Raw genomic sequence first — 17,621 nt, forward strand, 5'->3', positions numbered from 1 at the left:
TGTTGCCGTCGTCCGTCCCGCCACCGCCGTTTCCCGGAAGGAAAGTCGTCTTGATCACGTTCGAGCAGTTCCAGCAGCAGGCCGCTGAAGGCCACACCCGCATCCCCGTCGTCCGCGAAGTGCTGTCCGACCTGGACACGCCGCTTTCGGTCTATCTGAAGCTCGCCGACGGCCCGCATACCTATCTGTTTGAATCGGTCGAGGGCGGTGAACGCTTCGGGCGCTATTCCATCATCGGCCTGCCGGCGCGCCGGGTGTATGCCTTCCACGGCCATACGCTGACCGTCAGTGAGTCCGGTGAGGTGGTGGAAACCCGTGAGGTGGAAGATCCGTTTACCGAGGTCGAGGCGCTGCGCAGCGCCCATTCGGTGCCCAAGCTGGCCGGTCTGCCGGGCTTCACCGGTGGCCTGGTGGGCTGGTTCGGGTTCGAGTGCATCGGCTACATCGAGCCGCGCCTGGCACCACCGCGTGGCCGCGACGAGCTGGGCACGCCGGACATCCTGCTGCTGCACTCCGAAGAGCTGGCGGTGTTCGACAACCTCAAGGGCCGTCTGTACCTGATCGTGCACGCCGACCCCGGCCAGCTCGGGGCGTGGGACCAGGCCCAGGCCAAGCTGGACGCGCTGGTGGCCAAACTGCGCGCCCCCGGCGCCGGTTACCCCGCGCCGATCACCCGCGACGTGCTGGACGAGAACGATTTCGTCTCCGGATTCACCCGCGATGGCTTCATTGCCGCGGTGGAGAAATCCAAGGAATACATCCGCGCCGGCGACATCTTCCAGGTGGTGCTGAGCCAGCGTCTGAGCGTGCCGTTCAAGGCGCGCCCGGTGGATGTGTACCGCGCGCTGCGTGCGCTCAATCCTTCGCCGTACATGTATTTCCTCGACACGGGCGACGTGCAGGTGGTCGGCTCCTCGCCGGAGATCCTGGTGCGCCTGCAGGATGGTGAAGTGACCGTGCGCCCGATCGCCGGCACCCGCCCGCGCGGCGCAACGGTGGAAGAAGACAACGCACTGGAAGTCGAATTGCTGGCCGATCCGAAGGAGCGCGCCGAGCACCTGATGCTGATCGACCTCGGCCGCAATGACGCCGGTCGTGTGTCCAAGGCGGGCACCGTGGAAGTGGGCGAGCAGTTCGTGATCGAACGCTACAGCCACGTCATGCATATCGTCAGCGAAGTCACCGGGCAGCTGCAGCCGGGCCTGAGCTATGCCGACGTGCTGCGCGCGACGTTCCCGGCCGGTACGGTCAGTGGCGCGCCGAAGATCCGCGCGCTGGAAGTCATCCGCGAGCTGGAGCCGATCAAGCGCAACGTCTACGCCGGCAGCATCGGCTACATCGGCTGGCATGGCGATGCCGATACCGCGATCGCGATCCGCACCGCGGTGATCAAGGACGGCCGCCTGCACGTGCAGGCCGGCGCCGGCATCGTCTACGACTCCGATCCGGGCAAGGAATGGGACGAGACGATGAACAAGGGTCGCGCGTTGTTCCGTGCCGTGGCGCAGGCTGCCAAGGGCCTCTGATTTTAAAGCGCCGTGGCCGTTGCCACGGTCTTCCGCTGCATCATCTGACAAGGAATACCGCATGAAGCTGCTGAGCGCATTGCTGTTGTCGTCGACGTTGGCCGTGGCGGCCGCACCTGCATGGGCGCAGGCCAACTCCATTCCCTCGCAGCCGCATCTATTGGTGAAGGGCGAAGGCTCACGGACGGTGATGCCGGACCGTTTCACCGTGGACTTGTTGGTGAAGTCGACCGATATGCAGCCCGACGTGGCGCGCGGCAAGGTGCAGGACAACATTGCCAGTGTGCTGGGGTCGTTCAAGCGACACCGCGCCGTGTCTGGCACCGTGCGTGCGGACAACCTGATGATCCAGCCGGAAATGCGCTATGCCAACAACCGGCAGGAGTTCGTCGGCACGCGGGTCAGCCGACGCGTGCGGGGTAGCTTTGACAACACCGAAGCACTGCAGGCGTTTCTGCGCGATACCGCCGCCAGTGAAGACCTGCAGATCACTTCCCTGCAGCCGGGCTATTCGAAAGAAGCGACGTTGCGCGCCGAGCTGAAGGCCGAAGCTGCCGCGCAGACGCGCCAATCGGCCCAGGGTCTGGCGCAAGCCTACGGCGCACGGATCTCCGGGCTGTACAGCATCTCCGACGTCGCGCCGAGTTTCGCCTATGGCGTGCAGGCCGGCACCTGGCCGCGTGCGCAGGCAGGCAACGTGATGCCTCCTTCGCCGCCTGCGCCGGGGTACGACATCGAGACGACTGGATCGCGGGCAACCGAATCGGTTCAGGCCGGGCCGATCAGCATCACCGAAAACGTGTACGCCATCTTCCTCATTACCGACGGATCCTGATTATGTTGTTGATGCTCGACAACTACGACAGCTTCACCTACAACCTCGTGCAGTACCTGCAGACGCTGGGCGCCGAGGTCAAGGTGGTGCGCAATGACGCCCTGAGCGTCGATGAGATCGCCGCACTCGCCCCCGAGCGCATCGTGATCTCGCCCGGCCCGTGCACGCCCAACGAAGCGGGCGTGTCGCTGGAGCTGATCCGCCGGCTCGGCCCGACCACGCCGATCCTCGGCGTATGCCTGGGCCACCAGAGCATCGGCCAGGTCTACGGCGGCGATGTGATCCGCGCGGGCACCATCATGCACGGCAAGACCTCTTCGATCCGGCATGAAGGCAAGGGCGTGTTCGCCGGCCTGCCGGACCGCTACCAGGCCACGCGCTACCACTCGCTGGTGGTGGACAAAACCACGCTGCCGGCGTGTCTGGAAGTGACCGCCTGGACCGAAAACGAGGACGGCACCCTCGAAGAAATCATGGGCCTGCGCCATCGCGAGCACCCGGTCGAAGGCGTGCAGTTCCATCCCGAATCGATCCTCACCGAGCATGGCCACGCCCTGCTGAAGAACTTCCTGCAGCGCTGAGCGCGCCGCACCTGTACCGCAAAGGACCCCCCATGACCTTCTCCGCCCAGGAAGCCCTGCAGCGCACCATCGAACACCGCGAAATCTTTTTCGACGAAATGGTCGACCTGATGCGTCAAGTGATGCGCGGTGACGTGTCGCCGGTGATGACGGCCGCCATCCTCACCGGCCTGCGGGTCAAGAAGGAAACCGTCGGCGAGATTGCCGGGGCGGCCACGGTGATGCGCGAACTGGCGCTGGCGGTGCCGGTGCAGGACAAGACCCACCTGGTGGATATCGTCGGCACCGGTGGCGATGGCTCGCACACGTTCAACATCTCCACCTGCGCGATGTTCGTGGTCGCCGCGGCCGGCGCCAAGGTGGCCAAGCACGGCAACCGCAGCGTCTCGTCCAAATCCGGCAGTGCCGATGCGGTCGAAGCCCTGGGCGCGATCATCGACCTGCGCCCGGAGGAGGTCGCGCGGGCGATCACCGAGACCGGGATCGGCTTCATGTTCGCGCCGATGCACCACCCGGCGATGAAGATCGTCGCGCCGGTGCGCCGCGAAATGGGCGTGCGCACCATCTTCAACATCCTCGGCCCGTTGACCAATCCGGTGGGCGCCACCAATGTGCTGATGGGCGTGTTCCACCCGGACCTGGTCGGCATCCAGGCGCGCGTGCTGCGTGAACTCGGCGCCGAACGCGCACTGGTGGTGTGGGGGCGCGACAACATGGACGAGATCTCATTGGGCGCCGGCACCCTGGTCGGTGAACTGCGCGACGGCAAGGTGCGCGAATATGAAATCCATCCGGAAGACTTCGGCATCGCCATGTCGGCCAGCCGCAACCTGAAAGTGGCCAACCCGGAGGAATCGATCGCGATGCTGCGCGGCGTGCTCGACAACCAGCCCGGCCCGGCGCTGGATATCGTCGCGCTCAATGCCGGCGCGGCCCTGTACGTGGCCGGCGTGGCCGACAGCATCGCCGATGGCCTGGCGCGCGCCCGCGCGGCCATCGCCGACGGCAGCGCACGTGCGCGCATGACGCAGTACGTGGACGCCACCCAGCGCATCCGCGCCGGGGCCTGAGCCCTCCGTTTCACGCTTTACCCGTGGCTGGTCGATAATGGCCGGCCTGAAGGACCCTGACCGACATGAGCGACAAGAGCGACATCCTCGACACCATCCTGGCCCGCAAGGCCGAAGAAGTCGCCGCCCGCCGTGCCCAGGTGCCGCTGGAGGCACTGATCGCCCGCGTGGCGCAGGCGTCGCCGGTGCGTGGCTTCGCCGATGCGCTGCGCGCCTCGATCGCTGCCGGCAACCCGGCGGTGATCGCCGAGATCAAGAAGGCCAGCCCGTCCAAGGGCGTGATCCGTCCCGACTTCCATCCGGCCGATATCGCGGTCAGCTACGAGTTCGGCGGCGCCAGTTGCCTGTCGGTGTTGACCGACGTGGACTTCTTCCAGGGCAGCGATGCCTACCTGCAGCAGGCGCGCGAGGCGTGCACGCTGCCGGTGCTGCGCAAGGACTTCGTGATCGATGCCTACCAGGTGTATGAAGCGCGCGTGCTCGGCGCCGACTGCATCCTGTTGATCGTGGCCGCACTCAGCGACCGCCAGCTGGCCGAACTGTCCGACCTGGCCATGCAGCTGGGCATGGACGTGCTGGTGGAAGTGCACGACATCGACGAGCTCGAGCGCGCCATCCAGGTGCCGGTGCCGCTGATCGGCATCAACAACCGCAACCTGCGCACCTTCGAGGTGTCGCTGCAGACCACCTTGGACATGCGCCAGGCGGTGCCGCGCGATCGCCTGCTGGTCACCGAAAGCGGCATCCTCGGCCCGGCCGATGTCAGCGTCATGCTTGAGGCCGGGGTCAATGCGTTCCTGGTGGGGGAGGCCTTCATGCGCGTGGAAGAGCCCGGCGAGGGCCTGCGTCAGCTATTCTTCAGCGCATGACTGCGAACTACCCAACGCCGCGCGACGACGCCACGCTGGTGGTCTTCGATTTTGATCACACCCTCTACGATGGCGACTCGGGCAGCCATCTGTTTGCCTGGCTGATCAAGCGCAACCCGCTGCGGTTGCTGGTCGCGCTGCTGGCCACGCCGATCCTGGGGCCGCTGGTGGCGTTCCTGCCCACCCGCCGCCGTGGCATTTCCGGCTACGTCTGGATCGCCACCTTCGGCCTGCACCGGGCGCGCGAGTTCAACAAGGTCATCGACCGCTACGTGCTTACCCACGAGGCCGATATCCGCCGCCGGCTGCTGCCGGTCGCGCTGGCGGTGTTCGCCAGGCATCGTGCGCAGGGCGACCGCGTGGTGGTCGCCACCGGCGCACCGCCCGAGCTTGCGCGCGCGATCCTGGCCTTCGTCGCCCACCAGGACGTGCCGGTGATCGGTACCGAGGTCGGCCCGTGCCTGGGCGCGGTGATCGCCACCCGCCACTGCCACAACGAAGAGAAGATGCGCATGCTGCGCGAGCGCGGCTACGGCGAAATCGCCATCGCCTACTCAGACAGCAGCGCCGACTTGCCGTTGCTGCTGGCCGCCAAGGCGCCCGTGGTGGTCAATCCCAAGGCGTCGCGGGTGGCCCATTTCCGCCAGGTGCTGCCGCCGGGGACGCCCGTGCTCAACTGGGGCTGCGTGGATCGGGCCGGCGATCCGGTCTGATCCTGCGATGACGCCTTCGGCCTAGGTTGCGCCACGCCACTGCACAAAGGCGTGGCCGATCTGGAACAGGCTGATCGACAGCACCAGTACGCCGACGGCCACCAGCACCCAGCGTTCCTTGACCCGTTTCACCAGCAGCGCCGCCACCGGCGCGGCCATCATTCCGCCGATCATCAGCCCGGCGACGATGTTCAGGTACTGCAGGCCCATCGTCAGCAGGAAGGTGATCGACACTGCCAGTGTCACCACGAACTCGGCCGCGTTGACCGTGCCGATGGTGGTGCGGGCCTGGCCGCCGCGGGCCAGCAGGGTGGAGGTGGCCACCGGTCCCCAGCCGCCACCGCCGCTGGCATCCAGCAGCCCGGCCACAAACCCCAGCACCGGTACGCGCTTCACTTCCTGGGCAGGCATCAGCCGGCCGGCGGCGCGCAGCAGGATGAAGATCGCCAGGATCAGCAGGTAGGCATAGATGAACGGGCGGATGAACTCGCCCGGCAGTTGGGTCAGCACGTACGCACCGACCACCCCGCCCACTGCGCCGGGCAGGGCCAGGCGCAGGAACAGGCGTCGGTCGACGTTGCCGGCCACCAGATGCGAGACGCCCGACGCGCCCGTGGTGAACACTTCGGCGGTATGGATGCTGGCGCTCACCGCCGCCGGCGGCAGGCCCATGCTCAGCAGCACCGAGGACGAGACCAGCCCGAAGGCCATGCCCAACGCACCGTCGACCAGCTGCGCGCCGAGGCCGATCAGGATGAACCAATAGAATTCGCTGCCCAGTTCCATGGCAACAGCCTAGCGGCAAACCGATGAGGTGGAGGTCCGGGATGTGCCGGCCGTTGGTCGGCAACCCGCGCCAAGCCGGGTAGGCCTGGGTCTGGGGCTGCCGGGTTGCCGGCCAACGGCCGGCACTACGGGGACCCGCCGGTGCGCGGTCCGGGACGGGGCAGGGGCAGGCGTCAACGGGTGCCGTACAGGACCACGGTCTTGCCACGGGCGTGAAGGAGCCCGTCGGTCTGCAGCTTCTTCAGTACGCGGCCGGCCATTTCACGCGAGCAGCCGACCAGCCTGGCCAGTTCCTGGCGGGAGACGCGCAGCTGGGTGCCCTGCGGGTGGCTCATGGCCTCCGGCTCGCGGGACAGGTCGTGCAGGGTGCGGACGATACGGTCGGTGACGTCCAGGAAGGCCAGGCGGCTGGCTTTCCTGCTGGTGTCCAGCAACCGCTTGGAGATCTGCTGCCCAAGCGCGTACAGCAGGCGCGGGGCGTCGGCCGACAGCGGGCCGAGGAACAGCTGGTGCAGGCGTTCGTAGCTGATCTCAGCCAGCTCGCAGGGGGTGCGGGTGCGCAGGATCACCTCGCGACGGTCGGATTCGACGAACAGCCCCATCTCGCCGACGAATTCACCTGAACCGAAGTAGCCGAGGACCAGCTCGCGGTCGTCCTCTTCCTCAGCAATTATAGAAACCGAGCCGCTTATCACGTAGTAAAGGGTGCCAGCGGGGTCCCCGGGGCGGAACACATCGGTCCGCGCGGGGTAGCGGCGGCGATGGCTGTGGGCCAGAAAACGGTCGATGGTGGCGATATCCAGGGCCAGTGGACTTGTGGCAAGGCGCACAGTTGACACGTTTGAGGCGCTCCCTTTGCTCATGAACAATTCACGGCTATGTGCCGCGAGCTTAACGATCCGGTTTGTTAAGGGCAAACAGAGCACACCTATTCCTTTCGATGCAAGTTTCGCCCCCGATCACTTTGCCCCATAATTGCGCCTTTCCCACCACTCACAGGATCCACCGCCGTGGTCAAGCCGTTGCCTCGCCTGAGGTTGCAGGGTTTCAACAACCTCACCAAGGCGCTGAGCTTCAACATCTATGACGTGTGTTACGCGCGCACCGAAGAAGAGCGTCAGCGTTACATCGAATACATTGATGAAGAGTACAACGCCGATAGGCTTACTCAGATCTTGACCGATGTCGCCGAGATCATCGGCGCCAACATCCTCAACGTGGCGCGCCAGGATTACGATCCGCAGGGTGCCTCGGTGACGATCCTGATCTCTGAAGAACCGGTGATCGACAAGAAGCAGGCCGGCAAGGAGTTGATCTCCGATGCCGTGGTCGCGCACATGGACAAGAGCCACATCACTGTCCATACCTACCCGGAGACCCACCCGCAGGAGGGCATCGCCACGTTCCGCGCGGACATCGATGTGGCTACCTGTGGCGTGATTTCCCCGCTGAAGGCGCTGAATTACCTGATCGAGAGTCTGGAATCGGACATCGTGATCATGGACTACCGCGTGCGTGGCTTCACCCGTGATGTAAAGGGCAAGAAGCACTACATCGATCACAAGATCCACTCGATCCAGAACTTCCTGGCCAAGAACATCAAGTCGCGTTACGAGATGTTCGACGTCAACGTCTACCAGGAAAACATCTTCCACACGAAGATGCACCTGAAGGACTTCGACCTGGACCAGTACCTGTTCGAAGAGAAGGCCAAGAACCTGTCGTTCAAGGAACGCATGAAGATCGAGGCGCTGCTGCGTCGCGAGATCGAAGAGCTGTTCCACGGGCGCAACCTGACCGAGTAATACCGCTGTGACAGCCGCCCCGGGCAACCGGTGGCGGCGCTGCACCCGGCGGGACGGCCCGCCCCGTGATGCCCGGATCCGTGCAGTACCGGTGCCAGGGAAGCCAATCGACGACGGTCCGGTGTGAAGACACCGGGCCGTTTTTGTTTTTTCAAAGGAGTACCCCATGCCCTGGATCTATCTGCTGCTGGCCGGCCTGTTCGAAATCGGCTTTGCGATCGGAATGAAGTACTCGGAGGGCTTCAGCAAGCCGCTGCCCACCCTGGCCACCGTCGGTGCGGCGCTGGTCAGCCTGTACCTGATGAGCCAGGCGATGAAGTCGATCCCGGTCGGCACCGCCTATGCGATTTGGACCGGCATCGGCGCCCTCGGCGTGGCCACGCTGGGCATCTTCCTGTTTGGCGACAGCGCCTCGCTGCCGCGGCTGGCCTGCGTGGGCCTGATCGTGGCCGGCGTGATCGGGTTGAAGCTGGTCGGGGGCTGATCGGCGCGTCTGGAGGACGTCGCGCACGCACCCCGGGTAGTGCCGGCCGCTGGCCGGCAACGCGTGCATCCAGATGGGTCCATGAGGTTGACGGCCAGCGGCCGGCACTACCTAGATGCGGTAGGCGATGGTCTTCATCACCTTCGATGCCAGCGCCATCACCGAGGGAATCGGGAACGGCAGCTTGCGCGCGCCGGCATGTTCGGCGTGATCGGCATGGCGGGCCTCGTCGATCTTCATCACCTTGAGGATCTCGCGACTGCGCAGGTCGGCAGGGGGCAGGGTGTCCAGGTGTTCGTCCAGATGGGCTTCGACCTGGCGCTCGGTTTCCACCACGAAGCCCAGGTTCCAGCCATCGCCGCGCAGGCCGGCCAGCGTACCGATGGTGTAGCTGCCGGCGTACCAGATCGGGTTGAACAGGCTCGGGCGGCTGTCCAGTTCACGCAGGCGCTGGGCGCACCAGGCCAGGTGATCGGTCTCTTCCTGGGCCGCGTCGAGCAGGTGGGCACGGGTCTGCGGCTCCTGGGCGACCGCGGCCTGGCCGAAGTACAGGCCTTGGGCGCACACCTCGCCGACATGGTTGATGCGCATCAGGCCGGCGGCATGGCGGCGCTCGGCGCTGGCCATCTGCACGTCCGGCGTGGCCTGGGCGGGGTAGGGGCGGCTGGCCGGCGGGTTGCCGAAGACCGTGTCCAGGGCGCGCTGGGCTTCGGTCAGCAGGTGATCGAGCGGGGTGATCTGGCGGGTCGCGGTCATGGCGGGGCGGCGTGCAGCGGGGGATCGTCGATTCTCGCCCCCTGGCGGCGGCGTGCCAAGCCACGGCGGGGGTCAACTTGCATGTGCGGGGTCGCGCCGGTACAATCCCGCCTCTTCACAACGCGTGGCAGAGTTCCGGCCGTTCAACGCCGCAATGAGCCCGACCTACTTGAGTTCTTTCATGAGCACTTTCACTGCAAAGTCCGAGACCGTCCAGCGTGACTGGTATCTCGTCGACGCTTCCGGCAAGACGCTGGGCCGTCTGTCCACCGAGCTGGCCCGCCGTCTGCGCGGCAAGCACAAGCCGGTTTACACCCCTCACGTTGATACCGGTGATTACCTGGTTGTCATCAATGCAGAAAAGATTGTCGTCACCGGCAAGAAGCTGCAGGACAAGCTGTATCACCGTTTCACTGGCTACATCGGCAACCTGAAGACCGAAACTCTGGCCCAGGCGCTTGAGCGCCACCCGGAGCGCGTCATCGAGACCGCCGTCAAGGGCATGCTGCCGAAGGGCCCGCTGGGCCGCGCCATGTACCGCAAGCTCAAGGTGTACTCGGGTTCCGAGCACCCGCACGCCGCTCAGCAGCCTCAGGTTCTGGATATCTAATCATGGCTATCACTCAAAACTACGGCACCGGCCGCCGCAAGTCCTCCACCGCCCGCGTGTTCCTGCGCAAGGGCGCCGGCAACATCACCGTCAATGGCCGTCCGCTGGACGAGTTCTTTGGCCGTGAGACCGCGCGCATGATCGTGCGCCAGCCGCTGGAGCTGACCAAGAACACCGAAAGCTTCGACATCATGGTCACCGCCGCTGGCGGCGGCACCACCGGCCAGGCCGGTGCGATCCGTCTGGGCATCGCCCGTGCGCTGGTCGAGTACGACGAAACCCTGAAGTCCGAGCTGCGCAAGGCTGGCTTCATGACCCGTGACGCCCGTGAAGTCGAGCGTAAGAAGGTCGGCCTGCACAAGGCACGTCGCGCCACCCAGTTCTCCAAGCGCTGATCCATCGCGCCTGGCGTGGGATCTTTCGGGATCCCGCTGGGAGGACAGCAAAAGCCCGGCCTCGGCCGGGCTTTTGCCGTTTATGGGATGCCGCATTGCCAAGGGCGGTGCAGGGTGCCAGAAACAGGCCGGTAGAGCCGAGCCATGCTCGGCTGCCGTCGCCCCTCTGCCTCTTCTGTTGCCATTGCCCGATAGCCAAAGCCAAAGCCAAAGCCAAACCATCTGCTCTGCGCATTGGCCTGGCTGGGTCGGCGCGGGTGGATTGTCGGGACACGCTGCAAGTACATCCGTGTAAGCTCCGTCGCCGCATCCATGCGGCTCAGGATCCCGCCAACCCACCTGCGCCGACCCTCGACAGTTGGCTGGTGAGCAGGGGAAAAGCGAGGCAAAACGGGCGAGCGCCTGGGGGCGTTGAATCGGTAGTGCCGGCCGCTGGCCGGCAACCTCGTCGCCCATCCGCGAGCCGAGGGTGTCGCTTGCGATGGTCGTGACCCCGATTGCGCTCTTCCATCATCCGGGCCGCTGGCAGCGCTGGCGTCATCGCCCATCAATCGCGGCGTATCTCGCCGTTGATGGCGAACGCTGCCCGCCCGCCCGCCTGCCCGCCTGCCCCCAATGGCGCCCAGCGCCCCTCCTGCACCATCAGGCGAAGCCCCCCTTGGAGTCCAAGAGGCGCGCGCCGACGGGCGCGGGGATGTGGAGGTAAGGGAGGCGGACCCCAGTCTTGCTGCGCAAGGTTGGGGTGCTGGGCGCATAGCGCCCAGCTAACTGCACCAAATAAAACAAAAGGCCTGATCTTTCGATCAGGCCTTTTGTTTTATTTGGCTGCCCCGGATGGATTCGAACCACCGAATGCCTGAGTCAGAGTCAGGTGCCTTACCGCTTGGCGACGGGGCAATATCTGCGTGCAAGTATTGCACTTTTTCCCTACAAAACCAAGCTGAACTTGGTGGCTATGGGTGGACTCGAACCACCGACCCCAGCATTATGAGTGCTGTGCTCTAACCGGCTGAGCTACATAGCCTAGGGAGCCGGTAATTCTGGAGATGTATCCGGGATCTGTCAACACTTTTTCATCACGCTTGTGAGTGGACAGCCGGCGTGTCACAGTCCCGGACAGTAGATTTTTCTAGGAGTCCGCATCGTGATCGATCCGGACGGCTATCGACCGAACGTCGGTATTGTGCTGATGCGGGAAGACGGGCAGGTGTTCTGGGCGCGACGTGTGCGCCGGGACGGCTGGCAGTTCCCGCAGGGCGGCATGAATACCGACGAGACGCCTGTCGAAGCCATGTATCGCGAGTTGCACGAAGAAACCGGGTTGTTGCCGGAGCACGTCGAAGTGCTCGGGGCGACGCCGGGTTGGCTTCGCTATCGGCTGCCGGCACGGGCCATCCGCCGCAATGAGAAACAGGTCTGCATCGGCCAGAAGCAGGTGTGGTTCCTGCTGCGGCTGGCCGGCGACGAATCCCATGTGTCGCTGGACCATACCGACAGCCCCGAGTTCGACCAGTGGCGCTGGGTGGATTTCTGGTACCCGGTCGAGCATGTGGTGATGTTCAAGCGCGGGGTCTATGCACGTGCGCTGCGCCATCTGGCGCCGTTGGCGCGGGGCGTGGCCGGGACCGGGGTGGAATCGATGCCCAAGTCCGCCCAGGAGGCCTGGATGCCCGGCAACACGGCCGGGCATGATCGGCCGCGCAAGCGCAGCACCCCGCCGCCCAAGCGGGGCTATTGGCCGAAGAAGGCCAAGGCCGAGCCAGGCACGCCCTGAGACGGCGCCACGACAGATCGTGGTTCCAGGGGTCGGTCCGCCGGTCCGGTCGACGATCTGCCGCGTTCTCCGGAGGATGTGCACCGGCTGGCTGAACCGTATCGAGAATGATTCAGATACGAAATTGACAACCATTCTCGTTTCGATTTGAATAGCGGCAGGCCGATCCGGGCCTGTCTGCCGAGTCCGCACGTGTACGTCTGCATCTGCAACGGGGTTACCGACCACCAGATCCGCGAAGCCGCGCAAAGCGGTGTCGCAAGCGTGTCCGAGCTGACCATGCGTACCGGCTGTGGTGCCACCTGCGGCTCGTGCCTGGATATGGCGGCCGACCTGCTGGCCAAGTTCAGCGCCACCCACGACCTGCCGTTGCCGGTGTTGGGCCTGGCCCAAGTTGCCTGAGGTACCTCTCCGCGCAACTGCGCGGCGCCTGCTGGGTTTCTCTTGAAAGAACGACCGAGACCGCCCCGCAAGGCGGCGCGTTGCGTGGTCCTTTAATCCGCGCTGCGTGGACTCAACCTATCCCGTCGGGTGGAGAGCTCCCTTGGAGTACAGGGGGCGCGCCAAAGCGCGCAGAGGTATGGAGGCAACCCACCGACCCTGGTTGCGCAGCGCGGATCGTAGGCGTCGTGCCCAGTTGCGCGACGGCGCAACTGAGCACGATTCGCGTTCCTTCATGGTTTCGCCCGAAGCGCTACAGTGCGCGCGTTCACACGCAGCAGGAGCAGCTCATGAAGGGCGACGCCAAAGTCATCGAATTCCTCAACAAGGTCCTCTACAACGAGCTGACCGCGATCAACCAGTACTTCCTGCACGCCAAGATGCTGAAGAACTGGGGCCTGAAGGAACTGGCCGACCACGAGTACAAGGAATCGATCGAAGAGATGAAGCATGCCGACATGCTGTCCGATCGCATCCTGTTCCTCGAAGGCCTGCCGAACTTCCAGGCGCTGGGCAAGCTGCGCATCGGTGAGAACCCGACCGAGATCCTGCAGTGCGATCTGGCGCTGGAGCGCGACGGTGTGGTCACCCTGCGCGATGCGGTGTCGTATGCCGACTCCGTGGGCGACTACGTGAGCCGCCAGCTGTTCGTGAAGATCCTGGATTCCGAAGAGGAGCACATCGACTGGCTGGAAACCCAGCTGGATCTGATCGAGCGCATCAGCGAGCCGAACTACCTGCTCACCAAGCTGGACGACTGAGTCAGCCCTGCAGCGGGGCGCGCAGGCCGTTCTGATAGCCGGCCAGCGCGATCCGTGCGCGGGCGAACTCGGCAATCAACAGCGCCACCGCCACGGCGGGGCGCTCCAGCGTGCCGGCGCGTGCGTCGTGTTCGATCCGACGTGCGGCCACCGACAGGGCGATGGCCCCGACATTGGCGCTGGCCGATTTCAGGCTGTGCGCGATGGCGCGCAGCTGGTCCAGGTCGGCGGCGACCGAGGCATCCTGCAACTGCTGGATCAGCGCGGGCGTGTCGTCCAGGAACACGCCGATGATCTGCGCGGTCTGCGCACCGATCACCTCCAGCAGTTCATCCAGCACGCTGTTGTCCAGCACCGGCAGCGGCTCGTCGCCGTTCTCGCCGACGCCGGCCGCGCCCAGGGCGGCCAATCCTGCGGCGATGTCGGCCGGATCGGGTTCGCGCAGTGCCTGCACCGGCGTGTGTACCGCCGGCGCCTCGCCCTGCCAACGCTGCAGGCACGCCTGCAGCGAGGCGCGGTTGACCGGTTTGGACAGGTAATCGTCCATGCCGGCCTGCAGGCAGCGCTCGCGGTCGCCGGCCATGGCGTTGGCGGTCATCGCCACTACCGGCAGACGCGCGGCACCGTTCCCGGTTTCCCGCGCACGCCAACGACGCGTGGCCTGGTAGCCATCCAGTACCGGCATCTGGCAATCCATCAGCACCAGGTCGAAGCGCTGGGTATCCAGGCGTTGCAATGCCTGCTCGCCATCGTTGGCGGTCACCACGCTGCACCCCAGCACCTGCAACAGGCGTTGGGCGACGGCCAGGTTGACGCTGTTGTCTTCCACCAGCAGCACGCGCAGGCCCAGCTGTGGCGACGGCTCGCGACCTGCATCGGCCTCGACATCAGCCAGCAGCGGCGCCGGGCGCGCGGGTGCGCTGGCGGGACGCAGCAGGGCATGCAGGTCGCTGTCTTCGGCGTCGCGTGGCAACGCCAGCGCATCGCCGAGCAGCACCGGTGCCAGCGCGTCCTTGCCCTGCAGCCACAGCAGCTTCGGGAGGGGATCGCGTGCGTCGCGCAGGACCGCCCGGTGCAACGCGATGGCGCCGTGGCGCAGCGCGTCGGTGTCGGCGATCACCCAGGTCAACGCCGGTTCGATGCCGGGGCGCTGCGGCGCGCGCAGGATGTCCAGTGCGGTCGAGGCGCTGTCCACGACGTGCAGGCGCACGTCGTGGTGCTCCAGCACGCGTTCCAGGCGCGCGGCCAACGGTGCATCGGTGCTGACCAGCAGGGCGCGGGTGGTGCCGCTGCCGCTGCCGAGCGTGGGCAGGTCGCCGATCACTTTCAACAACGGAATCTCGAACCAGAACGTGGCGCCCTGGCCCGGCGTGGAGGTGACGCCGATGCGTCCGTGCATCAGGTCGATGATGCGTTTGCAGATCGCCAGCCCCAGCCCGGTACCGCCGTAGATGCGCGTGGTGGACGCATCGGCCTGGCTGAAGGACTGGAACAGGCGCGACTGCAGGGCCGCGTCGATGCCGATGCCGGTGTCGATGACCTCGAAGCGCAACTGATGCTGCGCGCTGGTTTCGCCCTGGCGCTGCACGCGCACGCGGATCTGGCCGCGCTCGGTGAACTTGATCGCGTTGACCAGCAGGTTGCCCAGCACCTGGCGCAGCCGCACTGGATCGCCCCGCACCGACAGCCGCACCGCCGGGTCCAGTTCCAGCGACAGCGTCAGCGCCTTGGGATCGGCGGTGCGCTGCATCAGCTGGACCAGGCCTTCGAGCAGTTCGCGCAGGTTGAAGGTGGTGATCTCCAGGTCCAGGCCCTTGGCCTCCAGACGGGAGTAATCGAGGATGTCATCGACGATGCGCAGCAGCTGCTGCGAGCTGACCGTGGCGGTCTGCAGCATCTGGCGCTGGTCGTTGCCGAGCTGGCCGCCTGCGATCAGGTCCAGCATCGGCAGGATGCCGTTGAGCGGGGTGCGGATTTCGTGGCTCATGGTGGCGAGGAACTCGCCCTTGGCCAGCGCGGCGGCTTCGGCCGCCTGCTTGGCGCGCAGCAGTTCCTGCTCCAGTACATCCTGCTGCTGCACCGCGTGCTGCAGCTGGTCGCGCTCGCGGGCCAGCGCATCGCCGCGCCGGTGCAGCTGTTGCAGCCGCTGCTGGGTGTCGCGCCAGTGCTGCACGCAGGTCAGGCTGGCGATCACCGCCAGCACGGCAGCGGCGGCGGCGATGAGCGGCCACGGCCCGCGACTGCCGAGGGCGGCCAGGATCGCGGCCGTGCCTGCAACGGCGGCGGCCATCGCTGCCAGCCAGAGTGCGCGTGGAACCCGTCCGTGGGTCGTCATGCTCACAACACCGCGTTGTGGAAGTCGAAGTTCAGTTCACTGCCCGCCGACTGCACCATGTTGCCCTGGATGAAGTCGACCCCGCCCATCCACATCGCGGCGGCAGCCTGCGGATCTTCAATCTGCTGGCCAATGATCTGCAGCCCGGCGCGGTGCGCGTTTTCGATCGCCGCGCGCAGCTCGTCGCGGGTGTGCTGGTTGGCATGGGCGCTGGAGAAGCGGGCTGCCATGCGCACATACGTGAGTGGAAGCTGGGTCAGTAGCGCGTTGGCGTCGCTGCCCGGCTCGAACTGGCTCAGGCAGAAGCGCACGCCCACCGCGCTCATGCGCGCGCAGAACTGCTGCAGGGTGACGGTGTGGATCAGCGCGTCGGGCAGGCGTACGTCGATGACCACCGCGCTGCCGGGGATCTGGCGACGTTCCAAGGATTCCAGCAGCCAGTCGGCGAAGGCGTCGCGCGCCAGCGTGCGCAGCGACTGCGACACGAACAGATGCAACGGCTGGGTGGCGTGGCGGTAGAGATCGAGCAGCCCGAGGGCGTGATCGAGGACCTGCTGGTCCAGGTCGGCGATTCGCCCGGCCGCTTCGGCGGCGGGAATCACCTGGCCGGCAGTGAGCACGCTGCCATCGGCCTGGCGCAGCCGCAGCAGCACCTGGTACTGCGCGGTGTCGCCACCGGCCACGGCCACGATCGGCTGGTAGGCCAGTTCGAGCTGGCCTTCCAGCAGGGCCAGGTGTTCCTGTGCGGCGACATCCTCGCGGCGCACGTGCGCGGCCACGCCGGCGCTGAGCAGCCGGGCCTGCAGCGTGGTGCGCTCGACCGCTTCCAGCGCGGTGCCGGCATCGCTGAAGCCCAGCGACAGCTGGGCATGCCCGACCACCCCGCGCAGGTGCACCGATTCGTCATCGCGGATCACGAACGCGCGCGCGGACAGCTGCTCGCGCAGGTGCTGGGCCATCTTGTCCAGGCTTTCCTCGTCGACGCCACGCGCCAGCACCAGGAAGCTGTTGTCGTTCAAGCGCGCCAGCAGGTGCGGCTGCGCTGCATCGGCCAGGCGCTGCGCGGCCTGCACCATCAGCCGCTCGAAGGCGGCATAGCCGTAGCGTTCGCGCAGGCCCAGCGCACTAGCCACTTCGATGAAGAACAGCCCGCCGTGATCGCGGTGCGCCAGCGACGCGGCCAACTGCTGCATCACGTGGTGACGGGTGGGCAGGCCGGTCTCGGGATTGTTCATCGCCGGGGCGCCGTGCGCGCCGGGCTGCGAGGCGGCCTGCGCACGGGCGCGGCGAATCCGGTTGGACACGGCGGCGATCAGGTGGCGCGGACGGATCGGCTTGCTGAGGAAATCGTCGGCGCCGCTGTCGAGCACTTCGAACTGGCGCTCCGGATCCGGGTCCCCGCTGAGGAACACGATCGGCAGCAGCTGCTGACCCGGTTGCTGGCGGATCAGCGCGGTCAGGCGCATGCCGTCCAGGCCGGGCAGGTGCAGGTCCATCAGGATCAGGTCGGGGCGGTTCTCGGCGATCGCCTGCTGCACGCCTTCGGCATCGCTGTGCACGATGGCTTCCATCCCGGCGCCGTGCAGCACGCTCTGCGCGAACAGGGCCTGCGAGCGGTCGTCTTCAACGATCAGTACCCGATACGGTGCATCCAGGGCCAGCGGCGTCGCGCCGTCGTCCGGTTGGGACGTTTCCAGAGCGGGCAGGGGCGGCATCGGCGGCGGCATCGGTGCAACGGCAATGGCAGCGGTGAGCGGCACCACGTTGCTCGGCGCCGCGACGGGCGCGGGCGTCCCGACCCAGCGCTGCCAATGGTCGGCCGGCGGGGTTTCAGCGCGCGTGGCGCGGGCGGATGCAACAACGTTTTCGGTGACGGCCAT

Annotated in this window: 18 protein-coding genes and 2 tRNA genes; 13 read left to right on the forward strand and 7 right to left on the reverse strand. The window is 66.3% G+C overall.

The window, feature by feature from the left end; all coding sequences use genetic code 11:
• Positions 1 to 50 precede the first annotated feature (50 nt).
• The 6 genes from trpE to NR101_RS15450 all read left to right on the forward strand — a co-directional run bounded on the left by trpE (position 51) and on the right by NR101_RS15450 (position 5,594).
• Positions 51 to 1,526 (forward strand): anthranilate synthase component I, encoded by a 1,476-nt coding sequence (gene trpE / locus NR101_RS15425; protein ID WP_256776556.1) that lies wholly within the window; start codon positions 51 to 53, stop codon positions 1,524 to 1,526.
• A gap of 61 nt (positions 1,527 to 1,587) precedes the next feature.
• The gene (locus tag NR101_RS15430; RefSeq protein WP_256776596.1) at positions 1,588 to 2,361 is read left to right on the forward strand and encodes an SIMPL domain-containing protein; all 774 of its coding nucleotides are present in this window, start codon (positions 1,588 to 1,590) and stop codon (positions 2,359 to 2,361) included.
• A 2-nt stretch (positions 2,362 to 2,363) separates the two neighbouring features.
• On the forward strand, positions 2,364 to 2,942 hold the full coding sequence (locus NR101_RS15435) for an aminodeoxychorismate/anthranilate synthase component II (RefSeq protein WP_256776557.1): 579 nt from the start codon (positions 2,364 to 2,366) through the stop codon (positions 2,940 to 2,942).
• A gap of 32 nt (positions 2,943 to 2,974) precedes the next feature.
• Positions 2,975 to 4,012 (forward strand): anthranilate phosphoribosyltransferase, encoded by a 1,038-nt coding sequence (gene trpD, locus NR101_RS15440; protein ID WP_256776558.1) that lies wholly within the window; start codon positions 2,975 to 2,977, stop codon positions 4,010 to 4,012.
• A 65-nt stretch (positions 4,013 to 4,077) separates the two neighbouring features.
• Complete coding sequence (gene trpC / locus NR101_RS15445) at positions 4,078 to 4,881, forward strand: indole-3-glycerol phosphate synthase TrpC (protein WP_256776559.1); 804 nt, start codon at positions 4,078 to 4,080, stop codon at positions 4,879 to 4,881.
• Entirely contained in the window at positions 4,878 to 5,594 is a 717-nt protein-coding gene (locus NR101_RS15450; RefSeq protein WP_256776560.1) for a haloacid dehalogenase-like hydrolase, read from the forward strand. The genes trpC and NR101_RS15450 overlap by 4 nt, the downstream gene beginning before the upstream one ends.
• A gap of 21 nt (positions 5,595 to 5,615) precedes the next feature.
• Here NR101_RS15450 and NR101_RS15455 read toward each other — a convergent pair whose 3' ends face one another.
• On the reverse strand, positions 5,616 to 6,380 hold the full coding sequence (locus NR101_RS15455; RefSeq protein ID WP_256776561.1) for a sulfite exporter TauE/SafE family protein: 765 nt from the start codon (positions 6,378 to 6,380) through the stop codon (positions 5,616 to 5,618).
• Between the two features lie 173 nt (positions 6,381 to 6,553).
• Positions 6,554 to 7,243: a cAMP-activated global transcriptional regulator CRP gene (crp, locus tag NR101_RS15460; RefSeq protein ID WP_256776562.1), complete on the reverse strand. Its 690-nt coding sequence runs from the start codon at positions 7,241 to 7,243 to the stop codon at positions 6,554 to 6,556.
• A 147-nt stretch (positions 7,244 to 7,390) separates the two neighbouring features.
• Here crp and speD point away from each other — a divergent pair, with 147 nt between their 5' ends.
• On the forward strand, positions 7,391 to 8,185 hold the full coding sequence (speD, locus tag NR101_RS15465) for an adenosylmethionine decarboxylase (RefSeq protein WP_256776563.1): 795 nt from the start codon (positions 7,391 to 7,393) through the stop codon (positions 8,183 to 8,185).
• Positions 8,186 to 8,351: 166 nt separating this feature from the next.
• On the forward strand, positions 8,352 to 8,669 hold the full coding sequence (gene sugE, locus NR101_RS15470; protein WP_256776564.1) for a quaternary ammonium compound efflux SMR transporter SugE: 318 nt from the start codon (positions 8,352 to 8,354) through the stop codon (positions 8,667 to 8,669).
• A gap of 111 nt (positions 8,670 to 8,780) precedes the next feature.
• Here the strand turns inward: sugE and coq7 are convergent, their stop codons facing one another.
• Positions 8,781 to 9,425: a 2-polyprenyl-3-methyl-6-methoxy-1,4-benzoquinone monooxygenase gene (coq7, locus tag NR101_RS15475; protein ID WP_256776565.1), complete on the reverse strand. Its 645-nt coding sequence runs from the start codon at positions 9,423 to 9,425 to the stop codon at positions 8,781 to 8,783.
• A 181-nt stretch (positions 9,426 to 9,606) separates the two neighbouring features.
• Between coq7 and rplM the strand changes: the two genes are divergently transcribed.
• Together rplM and rpsI are read left to right on the forward strand one after the other, a co-directional pair.
• Positions 9,607 to 10,035: a 50S ribosomal protein L13 gene (gene rplM / locus NR101_RS15480; protein WP_256776566.1), complete on the forward strand. Its 429-nt coding sequence runs from the start codon at positions 9,607 to 9,609 to the stop codon at positions 10,033 to 10,035.
• Positions 10,036 to 10,037: 2 nt separating this feature from the next.
• Positions 10,038 to 10,430, forward strand: coding sequence for a 30S ribosomal protein S9 (gene rpsI / locus NR101_RS15485; protein WP_017354549.1), 393 nt, complete (start codon positions 10,038 to 10,040; stop codon positions 10,428 to 10,430).
• Positions 10,431 to 11,252: 822 nt separating this feature from the next.
• Here rpsI and NR101_RS15490 read toward each other — a convergent pair.
• Both NR101_RS15490 and NR101_RS15495 read right to left on the reverse strand, forming a co-directional pair.
• Positions 11,253 to 11,327 (reverse strand) — tRNA-Gln (locus NR101_RS15490).
• A 50-nt stretch (positions 11,328 to 11,377) separates the two neighbouring features.
• A tRNA-Met gene (locus NR101_RS15495) sits at positions 11,378 to 11,454 on the reverse strand.
• A 120-nt stretch (positions 11,455 to 11,574) separates the two neighbouring features.
• Between NR101_RS15495 and NR101_RS15500 the strand changes: the two genes are divergently transcribed.
• The 3 genes from NR101_RS15500 (at position 11,575) to bfr (ending at position 13,406) form a co-directional block, all read left to right on the forward strand.
• Positions 11,575 to 12,204, forward strand: a complete 630-nt coding sequence (locus NR101_RS15500; protein WP_256776567.1) for an RNA pyrophosphohydrolase — start codon at positions 11,575 to 11,577, stop codon at positions 12,202 to 12,204.
• Between the two features lie 192 nt (positions 12,205 to 12,396).
• Positions 12,397 to 12,606: a (2Fe-2S)-binding protein gene (locus tag NR101_RS15505; RefSeq protein WP_038685797.1), complete on the forward strand. Its 210-nt coding sequence runs from the start codon at positions 12,397 to 12,399 to the stop codon at positions 12,604 to 12,606.
• Positions 12,607 to 12,935: 329 nt separating this feature from the next.
• Positions 12,936 to 13,406, forward strand: coding sequence for a bacterioferritin (gene bfr, locus NR101_RS15510; RefSeq protein WP_038685798.1), 471 nt, complete (start codon positions 12,936 to 12,938; stop codon positions 13,404 to 13,406).
• A gap of 1 nt (position 13,407) precedes the next feature.
• Here the strand turns inward: bfr and NR101_RS15515 are convergent, their stop codons facing one another.
• Together NR101_RS15515 and NR101_RS15520 are read right to left on the reverse strand one after the other, a co-directional pair.
• Positions 13,408 to 15,696 carry a hybrid sensor histidine kinase/response regulator gene (locus NR101_RS15515; RefSeq protein ID WP_256776597.1) on the reverse strand — a complete coding sequence of 763 codons (2,289 nt, stop codon included), beginning with the start codon at positions 15,694 to 15,696 and terminating at the stop codon, positions 13,408 to 13,410.
• A 47-nt stretch (positions 15,697 to 15,743) separates the two neighbouring features.
• Positions 15,744 to 17,621: an EAL domain-containing protein gene (locus tag NR101_RS15520; RefSeq protein WP_256776569.1), complete on the reverse strand. Its 1,878-nt coding sequence runs from the start codon at positions 17,619 to 17,621 to the stop codon at positions 15,744 to 15,746.

The sequence above is a fragment of the Stenotrophomonas sp. Ste86 genome (genome assembly GCF_024519465.1).
Taxonomy (GTDB): Bacteria; Pseudomonadota; Gammaproteobacteria; order Xanthomonadales; family Xanthomonadaceae; genus Stenotrophomonas.